The organism is Amycolatopsis methanolica 239 (assembly GCF_000739085.1).
In the GTDB taxonomy this organism is placed as follows: domain Bacteria; phylum Actinomycetota; class Actinomycetes; order Mycobacteriales; family Pseudonocardiaceae; genus Amycolatopsis_E; species Amycolatopsis_E methanolica.
In genome coordinates, this window is the sequence record NZ_CP009110.1 from 2,663,970 (window position 1) to 2,680,663 (window position 16,694).

Sequence of the window (16,694 nt, forward strand, 5' to 3'; positions counted from 1 at the left end):
CGTGGCGAGCCGGTGCGGGCGCGGATGCGCTGCCGAGCGGCCCGTGGGGGTGCTGATGCGCGGCAGGTTTGTGGGCGGGGCCGGGCCGTTGGGCGCGCGGTGGCTCTGTCTTTACATTGCGTGGCGAGCCTGCCGCGAGCCGTCGGCTTCCGCGGCCGCCGGCGGCCCGCCTCAGAACTGCAGCCAGCCCACCGCCGACGAGACCAGCAGCGCCGCGACCAGGATCGCCAGCACCACGGAGATCACGATCGTCACCACGGGCAGCGCCCGCGGCGGTTTCTGCTGGTGGTGCGACAGTCCGGAGGTCTGGCCGGAGTCCGGGGGCGTGTCGCCGGGCGCGACGCCGCCGCCGGGTTCCAGTCCGGGCGTCCGGGCGGGATCCGGGTCGGGCGGGGTGCCGCCCGGCACGCCGCCGCCGCGTTCGCTCCCCGGGGTGGACCGCGGATCGGGACTGCTCATCGGTCTTCCCTTCCTGCCGACGCCGACACGTCGAACGACAGGCCCTTGTCACCGGCACTCACGCGCACCCGCGCGCCGGGGGTCAGCTCGCCGCGCAGCATCATCCGCGACAGCGGGTTGTCGACCTCGCGCTGGATCGTGCGGCGCATCGGGCGCGCGCCGAATTCGGGCTGGTACCCGGCCCGCGCCAGCCACTGCACGGCTTCCGGCGTGAACTCCAGCGTGATGTTCTGCGCGTGCGCGCGCCGTTTCGTCTGCTCCAGCATCAGCTCGGTGATCTGCTCCAGCTGCGCGGCCTCGAGCTTGCGGAACACGATGATCTCGTCGATCCGGTTGAGGAACTCCGGGCGGAACTGCTCCCGCAGCCGCCGCATCAGCCGCTCCCGCAGCGGCTGCTCCGAGTCGCCCCGGTCGGCGGCGAACCCGAGCGCGCCCTGCGTGCTGCTGGAGATGATCTCCGACCCGATGTTGCTGGTCATGATCAGCACCGTGTTGGTGAAGTTGACCGTGCGCCCGCGCCCGTCGGTCAGGCGGCCGTCGTCGAGGACCTGCAGCAGCACGTTGAAGATCTCCGGGTGCGCCTTCTCGATCTCGTCGAAGAGCACCACCGAGTAGGGCCGCCGCCGCACCGCCTCGGTCAGCTGGCCGGCCTCCTCGTACCCGACGTAGCCCGGGGGAGCGCCGATCAGCCTGCTGACCGTGTGCCGCTCGCCGTACTCCGACATGTCCAGCCGGATCATCCGGTCCTCGTCGCCGAACAGCGCCGCGGCCAGCGCCCGCGCCAGTTCGGTCTTGCCGACGCCCGTCGGGCCGAGGAACAGGAAGCTGCCGTAGGGCCGGTCCGGCGGTGCGAACCCGGCGCGCGAGCGGCGCACGGCTTCGGCGACCGCGTCCACCGCCTCCTCCTGCCCGATGACCCGCTCGTGCAGGTGCTCCTCCAGCCGCAGCAGCCGGTCGCGCTCGTCCTCGGTCAGCTGGTTCACCGGCACCCCGGTCAGCCGCGCGATCACCTCGGCGATGTCCTGCGGCGTCACCTCCTGCACGCCGCTGGGCCGCCCGTCGCTGTCGGCGGTGCGCAGTTGCTCGCGCAGCCCGGCGATCTCGTCGCGCAGGGCCGAGGCGCGCTCGAAGTTCTCCTCGGCGACCGCCTGGTCCTTGTCGCGGGACAGCTCCTCCAGCCGGGCCTGCAGTTCGCGCACGTCGTTGGGGCGGCGGCCGGACCGCAGCCGCACCCGCGCGCCCGCCTGGTCGATCAGGTCGATCGCCTTGTCCGGCAGGAACCGGTCGGTCAGGTAGCGGTCGGACAGGTCCGCGGCGGCCGCCAGCGCCTCGTCGGTGAACCGGACCTGGTGGTGCGCCTCGTACCGGTCGCGCAGGCCGTGCAGGATGGCGACGGTGTCGGACACCGACGGCTCGGGCACCAGGATCGGCTGGAACCGCCGCTCCAGCGCCGGGTCGTTCTCGATGTGCTGCCGGTACTCGTCCAGCGTGGTCGCGCCGACGATGTGCAGCTCACCGCGGGCCAGCGCGGGCTTGAGCATGTTGCCCGCGCCCATCGACCCCTCCGACGCGCCCGCGCCGACCACGGTGTGCAGCTCGTCGATGAACACGATCAGCTGGTCGCGGTTGCGGCGGATCTCGTCGAGGAGGTTCGTCATGCGCTCCTCGAAGTCGCCGCGGTAGCGGGTGCCCGCGACCATCGCGGTCAGGTCGAGCCGCACCACCCGGCGGCGGGCGAGCAGGTCGGGCACGTCGTCGTCGCAGATGCGCTGCGCCAGGCCCTCCACGATCGCCGTCTTGCCCACGCCCGGTTCGCCGATCAGGACCGGGTTGTTCTTGGTGCGCCGCGACAGCACCTCGACGGTCTGCTCGATCTCGTCGTCGCGCCCGACGACCGGGTCGATGTTGCCCTCGGCCGCCTCCGCGGTGAGATCGCGGCCGTACTGGTCCAGCGTCGGGGTGTCGGTGCGCGGCTGCGGCCGCTGCTCGGCACGGCCGCGCGGCATCGGCTGCCCCTGCGGCGGGCCCTGGAACGCCTCCGGGGTGACCCCGGCGCGGGCGAGGATGCGGCCGGCCGCGGAGTCCGGGTTGGCCACGAGCGCGAGCAGCAGGTGCTGCGGCCCGATGTAGCTGGAGCCGAGGGTGCGGGCGATGCCGTGCGCGTCCAGCAACGTGCGCTTCGCGCCCGGCGCCAGCATGGTCGGCGTGGTGCGCTCGCCTTCGCCACTGCTGTGCCGGTCGATCTCCCGCGCGATCTCCTCGGGTTTCGCGCCCGCGCTCTCCAGCAGCTGCCGCGTCGGCGAGGCCTGTGTGGCCGCCCACAGCAGCTGTTCGGTGTCGACGTCGGCCCGGCCCTGTGCGGCCGCCTTCTCGGCGGCGTGCGCGACGAGTTCCCGCGCCTGGTCGGACATCAGCCGGGTGATGTCGACTGCGTTCGGCCGCCTGCTGGGCACGGCGTTGCCGAAGAACTGTGCCAGGAACTGGTCGAACGGACTGTCGGGCCCGCCTGCGAAAAAGCCGGTCATCAGGGGAACGCTCCTCAGCCGTCGGGGGTGCGGGCCCGGTGCTCCACTTCGGACGGAGCGGGGCCCGGGTCGTCCACCGCCGTCGGCTACCCGGGCCCGGGCGGGGCGAAACGACGCATCAGGGCTCTTCGGTGAGCTTTTCCCGGAGGTGCTGCAGGGTCTGCGCGAGCAGTCGCGACACGTGCATCTGGGAGATGCCGACGCGTTTGGCGATCTGCGTCTGCGTCATGTTGCCGAAGAACCGCAGCATCAGGATGGTCCGCTCGCGCGGGGCCAGGTCGCGAAGCAGCGGTTGCAGCGCCTCGTGGTTCTCCACCGTCTCGATTCCGTAGTCCTCTTCGCCGAGGGTGTCGGCCAGCGACGCGGCCTCGTCGTCCTCACCGGCCGGTTTGTCGACCGACACCGCGTAGTAGGCGTTGCCCGCCTGCAGGCCCTCGCTCACCTCGTCCGGCGTGAGGTCCAGCTCGCGCGCGATCTCCGTCGGCGTCGGCGCGCGGCCGAGGCGCTGGCCCAGTTCGTTGCTGGCCTGCCCGATCTGCAGGTGGAGTTCCTTGAGCCGCCGCGGCACCCGCACCGACCAGCTGGCGTCGCGGAAGTGCCGCCGGACCTCGCCCATGATGGTCGGCACGGCGAAGGACAGGAAGTCGGTGCCGCGTTCCGGCTCGAACCGGTCGACGGCGTTGATCAGCCCGACCCGCGCGACCTGCAACAGGTCCTCGTACGCCTCGCCGCGCCCGCTGAACCGGCGCGCGATGTGCTCGGCCACCGACAGGTACTGGGTGACCAGCGCGGTGCGGAGCCGTGCCCGGCACGGATCGTCCGGCGCGGCGGCCGCCAGATCGGCGAAAGTGGGGGTGTTCTCCTCCGAGGAATCGTTGTCCTCGACGGTGCCCGCGAGGCGCGTCTCAGCCAACGTTTTGCTTCCCCCCGCTGTCTCGTGCCGATCTGGTCATGGCCCGGACTACCCCGTGCCGCCGTTCGCCACACCTGGTTGCACGGGCCCGCTCCGGGGAACCCCGCGCCGAGAGGAACGACGCAAGGAGGTCTTTCCATGGCTGAGCGCACCACGGGGCGGGCGCCGGTGGCACAAGGTTTCGCGTTGCTGGTCGGCGTGGTGTTCCTGGCGCTGGGCATCGGCGGGTTCGCCACTTCGGGCGAACTGCTGGGATTCCACACCGGAACGCTGCTGAACCTGACGCGGACCGCGGTGGGCCTGCTCGCGCTGGTGGCGGCCTGGAAGGGACCGTCCGCGCGGATCATCGGGCTGGTGGTCTTCTTCGGGCTGCTGGGCATCACGGTGTGGGGCCTGCTTTCGGCGGGCACCGGAAACCCGGCCGACGTCCGGCGACTGTTCGACCCGACCTGGGCGGACAACGCGCTGCACGGCGTCGTCGCGGTGCTGGGGCTCGTCGTCTTCCTGATGCCCGCCCGGTCGAGGACCACCGAACGCGTATGACGAATACCGAGAGTAGCGGCATTGCGCAGCGTGTTTAGTTCCTCTGCCAGGGTGAAAGAACTCCTCCATGAGACGGGCAGAGGACCATCCGCTGCGAATACTGCTGTGGCACGTACACGGATCATGGACCAGTTCCTTCGTGCGCGGACGGCACGAGTACCTCGTTCCGCTGCTACCGGAGGGCGGTCCCTGGGGGCGGGGCCGCTGTGACCGAGCGTGGCCGTCCGCGCGAGAGGTGAGTCCGGCCGAGCTTCGGAACGCCGACATCGACGTGGTCGTCCTCCAGCGCCCGGACGAGATCGAGCTGACCGAGCGCTGGACGGGGCGGCGGCCCGGCCGGGACGTGCTCGCGGTGTTCGTCGAGCACAACACCCCGACCGGCGACGTGCCGCGCACGCGGCACCCGCTGGCCGACCAGGACGAGATCCCGCTGGTGCACGTCACGCACTTCAACAACCTGATCTGGGACTCCGGCCGGGCGCCGGCCACGGTCATCGAGCACGGGGTGGTCGACCCGGGCGAGCTGTACACCGGCGAGGAAGCCTCGATCGGCCTGGTCATGAACGAGCCGGTGCGCCGCGGCCGCGCGGTCGGCACCGACCTGCTGCCCGCCTTCGCCGAGGTCGCCCCGCTGGACGTGTGGGGCATCGGCGTCGAGAAGCTCGACGACCACTTCGGCCTGGGGGAGCGCCTGCGCACGCGGGGCGACCTCGGGCAGGACGCCCTGCACGCGGGGCTGGCGCGGTGCCGGGTGTACCTGCACACGCCGCGCTGGACGTCGCTGGGCCTGTCGCTGATCGAGGCGATGCACCTCGGGATGCCGGTGCTGGCGGTGGCCAGCACCGAGGCGTCCCGCGCGGTGCCGCCGGAGGCGGGTTTCGTCTCGGCGGATGTGAACGAGCTGGTGCGCGCGGCCGCCGACCTGGTGGCGGATCCGGAACTGGCGCACCGGATGGGCAAGCAAGCGCGCGAGCGCGCGCTGGCCAGCTACGGCCTGGACGCCTTCCTGCGCAAGTGGGACGTCCAGCTCGGCCGGGTGACGAGTGGAGGTAGCGCATGAGGATCTCGATGGTGTCGGAGCACGCCAACCCCCTGGCCGTCCTGGGCGAGGTGGACGCGGGTGGGCAGAACCTGCACGTGGCGGAACTGTCCGCGGCGCTGTGCCGCCAGGGCCACGACGTCACCGTCTACACCCGGCGCGACGGCCCGGAGCAGCCGGAGGAAGTCCGGGCGCCCGCGGGCTACCGGGTGGTGCACGTGCCGGCAGGCCCGGCGGAGCACCTGCCCAAGGACGAGCTGCTGCCGCACATGACCGAGTTCGGCCGCTACCTGGCGAAGGCGTGGCAGCGGGACGCCCCGGACGTGGTTCACGCGCACTTCTGGATGTCCGGGCTGGCGTCGCTGCTCGCCACGCGCGGCACCGACGTACCGGTGGTTCAGACCTTCCACGCGCTGGGTGTGGTGAAGAAGCGCTACCAGGGTACGGCGGACACCAGCCCGCCGGAGCGGGTGCAGCTGGAGCGGCTGATCGGCAAGAACGCCGCGCGCGTCGCCGCCACCTGCTCGGACGAGGTCTTCGAGCTGGCCAGGATGGGGCTGCCGCGCTCGCGGATGTCGGTCGCGCCGTGCGGGGTCGACCTCGAACGGTTCACCCCGGACGGGCCGGTCGCGCCGCGCGGCAACCTGCGCCGGATCGTCAGCGTCGGGCGGCTGGTGCCGCGCAAGGGGTTCGCGACGGCGATCGCCGCGCTGCCCGCCGTGCCCGGCGCCGAACTGGTCATCGCAGGCGGCCCCGAGCGGGGCCGGCTCGCCGACGACCCGGAGGCCAAGCGCCTGGTGGAGCGGGCCGAGCGGCTCGGCGTGGCCGATCGCGTTCGACTGCTGGGCCAGGTGACCCGGGACGAGATGCCGTCGCTGCTGCGCTCGGCGGACCTGGTCGTGTGCACGCCGTGGTACGAGCCGTTCGGCATCGTGCCGCTGGAGGCCATGGCGTGCGGCGTCCCGGTGGTCGCGGCGGCGGTCGGCGGGCTGATCGACACCGTGGTGGACGGCGTGACCGGGGAACTGGTGCCGCCGAAGCGCCCGGAGGCCTTGGCCGCGACCCTGCGCCGCCTGCTCGGCGACCCCGCGCAGCGCGAGGCCTACGGGATCGCGGGCCGCGACCGGGCCCGGTCGCGGTACTCGTGGGACCGCACCGCGATCGACATCATGCGGGTCTACGAAAAGGCGTTGGGGGACAAGGTGCCCGCTGGTGCGGTCGTGCCCGCGGACGCCGCGGCGAGCCCGGTCTGAGAGGACGAACGGCAAGCCCCCTCGGGATCGTGGTCCCGAGGGGCTTTTCCGTCACGTCACCTTGTTGACCGCGGACTGGGCCTTGCCCTTGACCGTGCCCATCGCGTCCTGCGTGGGCGAGTAGGTGGCGTAGAGCTCGGGGTCGGGCTTGGGTGCACTGCCGGGGCCGCCGAGGGGTTTGGGGTCCATCAGGTATTCGATCCGGTCCTCGCCGGTGGACCAGGTGCCCTTGTTGCCGTCGGGGCCGTCGGAGAGGTGCCAGATGGTGTTGTTGTGGGTCTGGTCTTCCTCGTCGAGCAGGGCGCCGGGGGCGATGTCCGATTCGAGGCCGTCGGCCTGGAGTTCCTCGATGGCGCGCAGCCACTGCTTCTGGTGCACGGTGTCGCGGGCCAGGTTGAACTTGAGCATCTCCTTCACGCCCGGGTCGTCGGTCATGTTGTACAACCGGGCGGTCTGCAACCGGCCCTGCGCCTCCGCCGCCGCGTTGGCCCGGAAATCCGCCAGCAGGTTGCCGGAGGCCACGATGTACTTGCCGTTCCACGGGGTGCCATTGGAATCCGCCGGAACCGCCCCGCCGCCGGCGACGATGGCCTGCTGCGGGTCCATGCCGCCCAGCACCGCGGCCATCACCGGATCCTGGGCGGCTTCGGCGGTCGCGGTGGCAGGCGCGCCCTCCAGCAGCCGGGCGACCATGGTGGCCAGCATTTCCACGTGCCCGATCTCCTCGGTCGCGGTGTCCATGATCAGGTCCTTGTACTTGCCCTCAATGCGGCAGTTCCAGCCCTGGAACAGGTACTGCATCGTCACCGTCATCTCGCCGTAGGCCCCACCGATGAGCTCCTGCAGCTTGCGCGCGTAGTACGGGTCCGGCCGCTCCGGCTTCGCCTCGAACTGCAGCAGTTTCGTGTGTCGGAACACAGAGATCTCCCTTGAAAAAGAAGGAAAAGTTGTAGTCGGTACGCGTACGCAGACCGGGGGGCTTCCCGCGGGCGTGCGGGTTATTCGTGTCCGTCCGCCCGACTTGCGGAATCCACACTGATGATTTATGCATGAGTCATGCATGACGAACGGCTGGCCAACCTGCTCGGCGCTCTCGCGCTGACGGTCAACGACCTCGCACTGACCGACGCGACGACCGCCGCGGGCACGAGCGTGAGCGGGTCGGCCGCGCTGGTGGTGCTGTCCACAGCGCCCGGGCTGTCGGTGACCGAGCTGGGGCGGCGGGTCGGCCTGAGCCAGCCGGCGGCCGCGCGGATGGTGGACGTGCTGGAGCGGCGGGGCCTGGTCGAGCGGCGGCCCACCCTCGCGCGGGCGGTCGCCGTGCACCTGACCCCGGCCGGCGCCGAGGCCGCGGCGCGGATCCTGGGCCGCCGCGGCGGGCGGCTCGGTTCGCTGGCGGCCGCGCTCGACGAGCGGGAGCGGGAGGTGTTCGCGGAGCTGGTGGGGAAGCTGCTGACGGCGGCCTACGAGCAGCTCCCGGAGGCCGACCGCCTGTGCCGGCTGTGCGACCGCTCGGCGTGCGTGGCGGAGGGGGAGGTGTGTCCGGTGGGGGCGGCCTGCCGGGCGAGGGAGGCCGCCGATGAGGGGTGAGTGGGGTTGGGGCAGCTCGGCCCCGAAAGCCCAGCCGGGCAGCGGAGGCCGCTGATGACCGCTGAGCGGGGCTGGGGTGGCTCGGCCTGGGCCGGGCGGCTGACCGGAGAACCGACTGTTGGGCGCGGGAGGCCGCTGCCGGCCCTTGCGTCGGCGCGATGTGGGGCGGTGGCCGCCGGGGCCTTGGCCGGAAGGCCGCCGATGCCGCGCAGCGGAGGCGGGGCGGCGCGGTGGCGTGGGTGATGCTGGGCGCGGGAGGCCCCTGATGACCCCTGGGCAAAACCTTGGTCCGGGGCGAGCGGTGGCCGCGCGGCGCCGTGGCGCGGGGTGCCACCGGGGTGTGGTGGCTCCGGCGGGAGCGGGCGCCGCGGAGTTGTCTTCCAGGGGGCGCGGCGGCTCGATGCGCCTGGGCGCGGCTGCCGTCGCGGGTGGTCTCGCCGGCATCGGGGGTCGCCGATGACCGGGGAGCTGCTCGCCCTCGCCTCGGCTGGGTGCTTCGGCGTCACCCACTTCGTCAACGGCGTCATCGCGCGCCGGGCGCCTGGGCTCACCGTTTCCCTCTACGCGCAGCTCGGCGGCACCCTCGTCACCCTGCTCGTCGCCCTGGTCTGGTCGGCTCCCACGAGCCACGGCATCTGGTGGGGCGCGCTCTCCGGTGTCGGCACGGGGATCGGCGTCGGGTTCCTCTACCGGGCCATGAGCCGGGACGCGCTGAGCGTCGTGGTGCCCGTCAGCGACATCGGGGCCGTCGCGCTGCCCGTCGTCGCCGGGCTGGCCTTCCTCGGGGAGCGGCCCTCGCCCGCGGCGATCGCCGGGATCGTGCTCGCCCTGCCCGCCATCTGGCTCGTCTCTGGCGGCGGGCGGCCTGCCGGGCCGGGCATCCGGGACGCGCTCGTCGCGGGTGCCGGCTTCGCGATGCAATTCCTCGCCATGAAACCCGTGCCGCTGGACGCCGGACTCTGGCCGATCGTCGTCAGCCGCGCCGCGTCCGTGGCCGTCATCCTGCCCCTCGTGCTCGCCACGGGCACCCCGCTCGCGCTGCGGCCTCGCCTCGCCTGGCCGGCCGCGGCCGCGGGCGCGCTCGGCAGCGTCGCGATCGTGCTCTACTGGGTCGCCACCCACCAGCAACTGCTCGCGGTCGCGACCGTCCTGGCCGCCCTCTACCCGGCGATCCCCGTGGTGCTCGCACTGCTCTTCCTGGGTGAACGCCTCAGCCGCAAGCAGACCCTGGGTGTCTGCGGAGCCGCCGCGGCACTCGCCCTATTGGCCCTGGCGTAGGAGAAGTACCTCCGTAGCGTTTCGTAGTGACTCCGCCGGGTAGGAGGAGTGCGTGCCAGGGCATGCGGTCGTCACGGGTGGAGCGGGCTTCGTCGGCTCCCACCTCTGCGAGCGCCTGCTCGCCCGCGGCCTGCGCGTCACCTGCGTGGACAACTTGTCCACCGGCCGCGCGGACAACATCGCGCACCTGCACGGCGACTTCCACTTCGTCGAGGCCGACGTCGCGCGTGGACTGGACATCACCGGCCACGTCGACCTGGTGCTGCACCTGGCCAGCCCCGCCTCGCCACGCGACTACGAGCGCCTGCCGGTGGAGACGCTGCAGGTCGGTGCGGTCGGCACCGGCCACGCGCTGGACCTCGCGCAGGCCAACGGCGCCCGGTTCGTGCTGGCGTCGACCAGTGAGGTCTACGGCGACCCGCGGGAACACCCGCAGCGCGAGACCTACTGGGGCAACGTCAACCCGGTCGGCCCGCGCAGCGTCTACGACGAGGCCAAACGCTACGCCGAAGCCCTCACCGCCGCCTGCCGCCGAGCCCGCGGCGTGAACACCGGCATCGCCCGCATCTTCAACACCTACGGCCCCCGCATGCGCGCCGACGACGGCCGCGCGATCCCGACGTTCGTCAAGCAGGTCCTCACCGGCGAGCCGGTCACCGTCGCGGGTGAGGGCGCCCAGACCCGCTCCCTGTGCTATGTGGACGACACCGTCGACGGCCTGCTGGCGCTGGCGGACAGCGATTTCCCGGGGCCGGTCAACCTCGGCAACCCGCACGAACTCCGCATCCGGGACCTGGTCGGGGAAATCCAGCGGCTGGCGGGCACCAGCGTGCTGGTGCGCGGCATCCCCGCCCCGGTGGACGATCCGCAACGACGCTGCCCCGATATCGCGGTGGCGCAACGGGAACTGGGCTGGCAGCCGCGGGTGGAGCTGCACGAGGGTCTGCGCCGGACCCTGAAGTGGTTCGCGACCCACCTCAGTCTCGTTTAGACGAGGAGTAGCAGGGGTAGCGCTAAGTAGCAGTGGTAACCGGATGTGGAGGTAACGAGCTTGCGGATCCTCGGGATCAACGCGGTGTTCCACGATCCGGCCGCCGCCCTCGTGGTGGACGGCCGGGTGGTCGCCGCCGCCGAGGAGGAGCGGTTCAGCCGCCGCAAGCACGGCAAGCGCCCGGTCCCGTTCGCGACCTGGGAACTCCCCGAGCAGGCCGCCCGCTGGTGCCTGGCCGAGGCGGGCCTGGAGCCCGCGGACCTGGACGCCGTGGGCTACTCCTACGACCCGGACCTGGTCGACCACGGCCTCGACGGCGTCGACCCGGGCTGGGAGGAGCTGCGCACCACCTACGCCCGCCGCGCCCCGAACTTCCTGAAGACCGCGCTGCCCGGCCTCGACCCGGCGAAGGTGCGGTTCGTCCGCCACCACGTCGCGCACGCCGCGTCCAGCGGTCTGGCCGCGCCGTTCGGCGACGCCGCCGTCCTGGTCGCGGACGGCCGCGGCGAGGCGACGTCCTACCTGGCAGGCGAGTACCGCGACGGCAAGCTGGTCGAGCTGGCCGCGCAACGGCTGCCGCACTCGCTCGGCCTGCGTTACGAGGACCTCACCGAGCACCTCGGGTTCGCCCGGTCCAGCGACGAGTACAAGGTGATGGCCCTTGCCTCGTACGGGAAACCGCGGTTCCGCGACGAGCTGTGCGAAGCGATCGCCGCGTCGCCGGACGGCGGTTTCCGCGCCGCGCCGGTGGATCTGACCCGCTTCGCACCGCGGCGCGAACCCGGCGCGGACTTCCGGCCCGAGCACGCCGACCTCGCGGCCAGCGTGCAGCAGCGCCTCGAAGAGGTCCTGCTCGACCTGCTGCGCTGGCTGCACACCCAGACCGGGCAGTCCAGGCTCACGATGGCCGGCGGCATCGCGCTGAACTGCGTGGCCAACACCCGGCTGCTCGCCGAGGGTCCGTTCGACGAGATCTGGGTGCAGCCCGCTGCGGGCGACGCGGGCACGGCTCTCGGCGCCGCCCTGCACCTCGCCACGGAACTGGGCGAACCGGCCGCGCCGCCGGGCGCCGACCTCGGGCGGGGCTTCACCGACGCCGAGATCCAGCAGGCGCTCGACACCGCCCGGCTGCGCTACGACCGTCCGGACGACCTCGCCGCCACCGTCGCGCAGGCGCTCGCCGACGACGAGCTCGTGGCCTGGTTCGAAGGCCGCGCCGAGTTCGGCCCACGCGCGCTCGGCCACCGCTCGCTGCTCGCGCACCCCGGCCACCGGCGCAACCTGGAACGCCTCAACGACGTCAAGGGCCGCGAACAGTTCCGCCCGGTCGCCCCGATGGTCCTCGCCGACCGCGCGCGGGAGCTGTTCGAGCGCGGCCCGGTGCCCAGTCCCCACATGCTGTTCGTGCACGACGTCCGTCCGGAGTGGAGGGACCGCATCCCGGCGGTGACCCATGTGGACGGTACCGCGCGGATCCAGACCGTGGACCCGGCCGACGAGTCGCTGGTCGCGCGCATGCTGGAAGAATTCGCCGCCCGCACCGGGATTCCCGTCGTCGTCAACACGAGCCTGAACACCGCGGGCCGCCCGATGGTCGACTCGCCGCGCGACGCGCTGGAGTGCTTCGGCTCCAGCCCCATCGACCTGCTCGCCATCGGCCCGTTCGTGGTGCGGAGGCCGGCATGACGGCCTACACCGTGGTTGTCCCGACGACCGGCCGGGACAGCCTCCGGGCTCTGCTGTCCGCGCTCGGCCACGGTATCGGGCCGGGCCCGGCGGAGGTCATCGTCGTCGACGACCGGCCCGAACCCGGCGATCTACCGCTGCCCGACACGAACCTCAAGGTGCGCGTGCTGCGCTCCGGCGGCCGCGGCCCGGCCGCGGCGCGCAACGTGGGCTGGCGCGCCGCGGACACCGAGTGGATCGCGTTCCTCGACGACGACGTCCGCCCCACCGCCGACTGGCCGTCGCGGCTGGTGACCGACCTGGAGTCGCTGGCCGCCGACGTGGCGGCCTCGCAGGGCCGGATCGTGGTGCCCGGCCCCACCAGCGGCCGCCGCCCCACCGACCTGGAACGGGACACCGCGGGCCTGGCCACCGCGGAGTGGATCACCGCGGACATGGCCTACCGGCGCGCGGTTCTCGCCGCCTCGGGCGGTTTCGACGAGCGGTTCCCGCGGGCCTTCCGCGAGGACGCCGACCTCGCGCTGCGTGTCCGGCAGGCCGGGTGGCGGCTGGAGCACGGCACCCGCCGGACGCTGCACCCCGCGCGGCACGGCGGTTTCTTCGCCAGTGTGCGGGCGCAGCGGGGCAACGCCGACAACGCGCTGATGCGCCGCAAGTTCGGTCCACAGTGGAGGGAACTGTCCGCGGCGGGGCCCGGCCGCCTCGGCCGCCACGCACTCACCACCCTCAGCGGCGGGGCCGCGCTCGCGTTCGCCGCCGCCCGCCGCGACACTCCGGCCGCCGTCGCCGGTATCGCCTGGCTGGGACTCACCGCGGAGTTCGCGCTGCGCCGCATCCTGCCCGGGCCGAAGACGGCGGACGAGCTGGCGAAGATGGCGGTCACGAGCGTGCTGATCCCGCCCGTCGCGCTGGGCCACCGGCTCGCCGGCGAGGTGCGCGTCCGCCGTCCGCGCCCGGTCGCCAAGGCGATCCTGTTCGACCGCGACGACACCCTCATCCACGACGAGCCCTACAACAACGACCCGGACAAGGTCCGCCCTGTGCCCGGCGCCGAGGACGTGCTGCGCCGCCTGCGAGCCGCCGGTGTCCCGGTGGGCGTGGTGAGCAACCAGTCCGGCGTGGCCCGCGGGCTGATCACCCCGGACGAGCTGGCCGCGGTGAACGCCCGAGTCGAGGAGCTGCTCGGGCCGTTCGGCACCTGGCAGGTGTGCGTGCACGCCGACGGCGACGGCTGCTGCTGCCGCAAGCCCAAGCCCGGCCTGGTGACGCGCGCCGCGCTGGCACTGGGGGTGCGGCCCGAGGACTGCGTGGTCATCGGGGACATCGGCGCCGACATCGAGGCCGCTCGCGCCGCGGGCGCGCGCGGTGTCCTCGTGCCGACCCCGCGCACACGGGCCGCGGAGATCGAAGCCGCGCGGCGGGACGCGCACGTGGCGGGTGACCTGGCCGACGCGGTCGGGCTGGCGATGGGGGACCGGAAGTGGTGAGGTCACGGGTTCTCGTGGCGCGGCTGGACAACGCGGGCGACGTCCTGCTGTCCGGGCCGCTGGTGCGCGCGGTCGTGGCGGAGGCGGAGACGGTCACGTTCCTGGCCGGGCCGCACGGGCGCGCGGCCGCCGAACTGCTGCCCGGTGTCGACGAGGTGGTTGAGTGGTGCGCGCCGTGGATCGACCCGCAACCGCCCGCGGCGACCCCCGCCCACCTGGCCGCGTTGCGCGCCCACATCCGTGCCGCGCAACCGGACGCGGCGCTGATCGTCACGTCGTTCCACCAGTCGCCGCTGCCGCTCGCGCTGGTCCTGCGCGAGTGCGGGGTGCCGTGGATCGGTGCGATCTGCGAGGACTACCCGGGGTCGCTGCTGGACCTGCGGCACCGCGTCGAGGGCGACCCGCCGGAGGCCGAACGCGCCCTGTCGCTGGCGCGGGCCGCCGGGTTCGAGCTGCCGCCCGGCGACGACGGGCGGCTGGCCGTGCGCGAGCCCCTGCCGGACGTGTCCGGCCTGGTCGGCGAACCCGGTTACGTCGTGGTGCACCCGGCGGCGTCGGTGCCCGCCCGGCAGTACCCCGCCGAGCACAACGCGGAGGTCGTCCGGCTGCTCGCCGAATCCGGGTACCGGGTCGTCGTCACCGGCGGCCCGTCCGAACGCGACCTGACCGCCCGGGTCGCCGGTGACCACGGCCTGGACCTGGCGGGGCAGACCGACCTGCACGGCCTCGCCGCCGTGCTCGCCGGGGCGCGCGTGACCGTCGCCCCGAACACCGGGCCCGCGCACCTCGCCGCGGCCGTCGGCACCCCCGTGGTGTCGCTGTTCGCGCCGGTGGTGCCTGCCGCGCGGTGGGCACCCTACGGGGTGCCGCTCGTCCTGCTCGGCGATCAGGACGCCCCCTGCCGTGACACCCGGGCCCGGACCTGTCCGGTGCCCGGCCACCCGTGCCTGGATCGGGTTCCGCCCGAGGACGTCCTGCGGGCCGTGGAGAAACTAGGAGGTGCAGCGTGATCGAGGAGCGGTTCGCGGCGTTGGCCGCCACCATGCGGGACCTGACCGCGCTGGCGCCGAGGATCGAGGCGTGGGGTCGTCACCTCGCCGAGGTGCTCGGGGCCGGCGGACGGCTGCTCGCCTGCGGCAACGGCGGCAGCGCAGCCGAGGCCCAGCACCTGACCGGCGAGCTGGTCGGCCGGTTCGTCAACGACCGGCAGCCGCTGTCGGCGATCGCCCTGCACGCCGACACCTCGGCCGCCACGGCGATCGTCAACGACTACGGCGACCAGGAGGTGTTCGCCCGGCAGGTGCGCGCGCACGGCCGTCCCGGCGACGTGCTGGTGGCGCTGTCCACCAGCGGCCGCAGCCAGAACGTGTGCGCCGCGGCCAAGACGGCGCACGAACTGGGCATCACGACGTGGGCGCTGACCGGCCCCGGCCCGAACGCGCTGACCTCGGTCAGCGACGACGCGGTCATGATCGACGCGCCGAGCACCGGCACCGTGCAGGAGGCGCACCTCGCGGTGATCCACGGCCTGTGCGCCGCACTGGACGAGGCGCTGGGAGTGCCCTCGTGACCGGCCCGCTGGTGGTGGTCGGCGACACGCTGCTCGACATCGACGTGGACGGCAACGCCGACCGGCTGTGCCCGGAGGCGCCGGTGCCGGTCGTCGACGTCGGCCGCGAATGGCACCGTCCCGGCGGGGCCGGGCTCGCCGCCCGCCTGGCCGCCCGGTCCGCGGCGGACGTCGTGCTAGTCACGGCGCTCGGCGCGGACGAGGGCGGGGCCCGGCTGGCCCGGCTGCTCGCCGGCGAGGTCGAGCTGTGCGCGCTGCCGCTGGAGGGCGAGACCGTCCGCAAGACCCGCATCCGCGCGGCCGGGCAGTCCGTCGTGCGGCTGGACCACGGTGACGGGCGCGCCGCGCACGAGCCGCTGGACGAGCGCACGGTGGCCGTGCTGCGCGGGGCGTCCGCGATCCTCGTCGCCGACTACGGGCGCGGCGTGGCGAGCCACCCGGGGATCCGGGAGCTGCTGGCCGCGACCGAGGCGCCGGTCGTGTGGGACCCGCACCCGCGGGGCGGCCCGCCGGTGCCCGGCGCCGCGCTGGTCACGCCCAACGACAGCGAAGCCGCCAAGTTCGCCGGCGTTTCCGGCACGCCCGACGAGCTGGCCGAGCGGCTGCGGTCCGAATGGGCGGCCGAGGCGATCGCGGTGACCGTCGGCTCCAAGGGCGCCGTCCTCGCCGGCGGCACCGGCACGCGGACCATCCCGGTGCCCAGCGCCGCGCGCGTCCCGGCGAGCGTCCGGCCCGACACCTGCGGCGCGGGCGACCGGTTCGCCAGCGCCGTCACCTCGGCCCTGTTCGAGGGCGCCGAGCTGCCTGACGCCGTGGCTTCCGCCGTCGAGTCGGCGGCCCGGTTCGTCGCCGCAGGCGCGGCCACCGCGCTGTCCGAGCCCGCCGAGCCGATCCGCCCGCCCGAGGGACTGACCGGCTTCGAACTGGCCGAGCGTGTCCGGCGTCGCGGCGGCCGGGTCGTCGCGACCGGCGGGTGCTTCGACATCCTGCACCCCGGTCACGTGACGCTGCTGCGGCGCGCCCGCGAGCTGGGCGACGCGCTGATCGTGTGCGTCAACTCCGACGAGTCGGTGCGCAGGCTGAAGGGACCGGGCCGCCCGGTCGTGACCGCTGCTGACCGGGTGCGCGTGCTCAGCGCGCTGGAGTCCGTCGACGCCGTCGTGGTGTTCGAGGAGTCCTCCCCGGTCGAGGTGCTGCGCACGCTGCGGCCCGACGTCTGGGTCAAGGGCGGCGACTACGAGGGCGCCGACCTTCCCGAGGCCGGGGTGATCCGCGAGAACGGCGGCAAGGTCGTGCTCGTGCCGACCGTCGAGGGCTACTCCACCACGCGGCTCATCGAGACCGTGTCCAACGGATAGGA

Annotated in this window: 15 protein-coding genes; 11 read left to right on the forward strand and 4 right to left on the reverse strand. The window is 73.5% G+C overall.

Going from position 1 to position 16,694, the window contains the following annotated elements:
• Positions 1-171 precede the first annotated feature (171 nt).
• From AMETH_RS12795 to AMETH_RS12805, 3 genes are all read right to left on the reverse strand, one after another.
• Positions 172-459: a DUF6480 family protein gene (locus tag AMETH_RS12795; RefSeq protein ID WP_017981876.1), complete on the reverse strand. Its 288-nt coding sequence runs from the start codon at positions 457-459 to the stop codon at positions 172-174.
• Positions 456-2,984 carry an ATP-dependent Clp protease ATP-binding subunit gene (locus AMETH_RS12800; RefSeq protein WP_017981877.1) on the reverse strand — a complete coding sequence of 843 codons (2,529 nt, stop codon included), beginning with the start codon at positions 2,982-2,984 and terminating at the stop codon, positions 456-458. Before AMETH_RS12800 ends, AMETH_RS12795 begins: the two co-directional genes overlap by 4 nt.
• Before the next feature lie 118 nt (positions 2,985-3,102).
• Entirely contained in the window at positions 3,103-3,897 is a 795-nt protein-coding gene (locus tag AMETH_RS12805) for a SigB/SigF/SigG family RNA polymerase sigma factor (protein WP_017981878.1), read from the reverse strand.
• A 138-nt stretch (positions 3,898-4,035) separates the two neighbouring features.
• Here AMETH_RS12805 and AMETH_RS12810 point away from each other — a divergent pair, with 138 nt between their 5' ends.
• The 3 genes from AMETH_RS12810 (at position 4,036) to AMETH_RS12820 (ending at position 6,732) form a co-directional block, all read left to right on the forward strand.
• Positions 4,036-4,440, forward strand: a complete 405-nt coding sequence (locus AMETH_RS12810) for a DUF4383 domain-containing protein (protein WP_017981879.1) — start codon at positions 4,036-4,038, stop codon at positions 4,438-4,440.
• A gap of 235 nt (positions 4,441-4,675) precedes the next feature.
• Complete coding sequence (locus tag AMETH_RS12815) at positions 4,676-5,500, forward strand: glycosyltransferase (protein ID WP_017981880.1); 825 nt, start codon at positions 4,676-4,678, stop codon at positions 5,498-5,500.
• Positions 5,497-6,732: a glycosyltransferase gene (locus AMETH_RS12820; protein ID WP_017981881.1), complete on the forward strand. Its 1,236-nt coding sequence runs from the start codon at positions 5,497-5,499 to the stop codon at positions 6,730-6,732. The genes AMETH_RS12815 and AMETH_RS12820 overlap by 4 nt, the downstream gene beginning before the upstream one ends.
• A gap of 51 nt (positions 6,733-6,783) precedes the next feature.
• On the opposite strand, the gene AMETH_RS12825 is transcribed toward AMETH_RS12820, so the two are convergent.
• On the reverse strand, positions 6,784-7,650 hold the full coding sequence (locus AMETH_RS12825) for a manganese catalase (protein ID WP_017981882.1): 867 nt from the start codon (positions 7,648-7,650) through the stop codon (positions 6,784-6,786).
• A 138-nt stretch (positions 7,651-7,788) separates the two neighbouring features.
• Between AMETH_RS12825 and AMETH_RS12830 the strand changes: the two genes are divergently transcribed.
• The 8 genes from AMETH_RS12830 to rfaE2 all read left to right on the forward strand — a co-directional run bounded on the left by AMETH_RS12830 (position 7,789) and on the right by rfaE2 (position 16,692).
• On the forward strand, positions 7,789-8,322 hold the full coding sequence (locus AMETH_RS12830; protein ID WP_017981883.1) for a MarR family winged helix-turn-helix transcriptional regulator: 534 nt from the start codon (positions 7,789-7,791) through the stop codon (positions 8,320-8,322).
• Positions 8,323-8,778: 456 nt separating this feature from the next.
• On the forward strand, positions 8,779-9,600 hold the full coding sequence (locus AMETH_RS12835) for an EamA family transporter (protein ID WP_017981884.1): 822 nt from the start codon (positions 8,779-8,781) through the stop codon (positions 9,598-9,600).
• Between the two features lie 52 nt (positions 9,601-9,652).
• Positions 9,653-10,591: an NAD-dependent epimerase/dehydratase family protein gene (locus AMETH_RS12840; RefSeq protein WP_017981885.1), complete on the forward strand. Its 939-nt coding sequence runs from the start codon at positions 9,653-9,655 to the stop codon at positions 10,589-10,591.
• A gap of 60 nt (positions 10,592-10,651) precedes the next feature.
• Positions 10,652-12,277: a carbamoyltransferase family protein gene (locus AMETH_RS12845; RefSeq protein WP_017981886.1), complete on the forward strand. Its 1,626-nt coding sequence runs from the start codon at positions 10,652-10,654 to the stop codon at positions 12,275-12,277.
• Positions 12,274-13,764: an HAD-IIIA family hydrolase gene (locus AMETH_RS12850; RefSeq protein WP_017981887.1), complete on the forward strand. Its 1,491-nt coding sequence runs from the start codon at positions 12,274-12,276 to the stop codon at positions 13,762-13,764. The genes AMETH_RS12845 and AMETH_RS12850 overlap by 4 nt, the downstream gene beginning before the upstream one ends.
• Positions 13,761-14,774, forward strand: coding sequence for a glycosyltransferase family 9 protein (locus AMETH_RS12855; RefSeq protein ID WP_167345545.1), 1,014 nt, complete (start codon positions 13,761-13,763; stop codon positions 14,772-14,774). Before AMETH_RS12850 ends, AMETH_RS12855 begins: the two co-directional genes overlap by 4 nt.
• The gene (locus tag AMETH_RS12860; RefSeq protein WP_017981889.1) at positions 14,771-15,334 is read left to right on the forward strand and encodes a D-sedoheptulose-7-phosphate isomerase; all 564 of its coding nucleotides are present in this window, start codon (positions 14,771-14,773) and stop codon (positions 15,332-15,334) included. The genes AMETH_RS12855 and AMETH_RS12860 overlap by 4 nt, the downstream gene beginning before the upstream one ends.
• Positions 15,331-16,692, forward strand: coding sequence for a D-glycero-beta-D-manno-heptose 1-phosphate adenylyltransferase (gene rfaE2 / locus AMETH_RS12865; protein ID WP_017981890.1), 1,362 nt, complete (start codon positions 15,331-15,333; stop codon positions 16,690-16,692). Before AMETH_RS12860 ends, rfaE2 begins: the two co-directional genes overlap by 4 nt.
• Positions 16,693-16,694 lie beyond the last annotated feature (2 nt).

Excerpts from the sequence above, each read along its gene's own strand:
- AMETH_RS12795 (WP_017981876.1), bottom strand. The coding sequence starts at position 459 with ATGAGCAGTCCCGATCCGCGGTCCACCCCGGGGAGCGAACGCGGCGGC.
- AMETH_RS12800 (WP_017981877.1), bottom strand. The coding sequence starts at position 2,984 with ATGACCGGCTTTTTCGCAGGCGGGCCCGACAGTCCGTTCGACCAGTTC.
- AMETH_RS12810 (WP_017981879.1), top strand. The coding sequence starts at position 4,036 with ATGGCTGAGCGCACCACGGGGCGGGCGCCGGTGGCACAAGGTTTCGCG.
- AMETH_RS12820 (WP_017981881.1), top strand. The coding sequence starts at position 5,497 with ATGAGGATCTCGATGGTGTCGGAGCACGCCAACCCCCTGGCCGTCCTG.
- AMETH_RS12830 (WP_017981883.1), top strand. The coding sequence starts at position 7,789 with ATGCATGACGAACGGCTGGCCAACCTGCTCGGCGCTCTCGCGCTGACG.
- AMETH_RS12835 (WP_017981884.1), top strand. The coding sequence starts at position 8,779 with ATGACCGGGGAGCTGCTCGCCCTCGCCTCGGCTGGGTGCTTCGGCGTC.
- AMETH_RS12850 (WP_017981887.1), top strand. The coding sequence starts at position 12,274 with ATGACGGCCTACACCGTGGTTGTCCCGACGACCGGCCGGGACAGCCTC.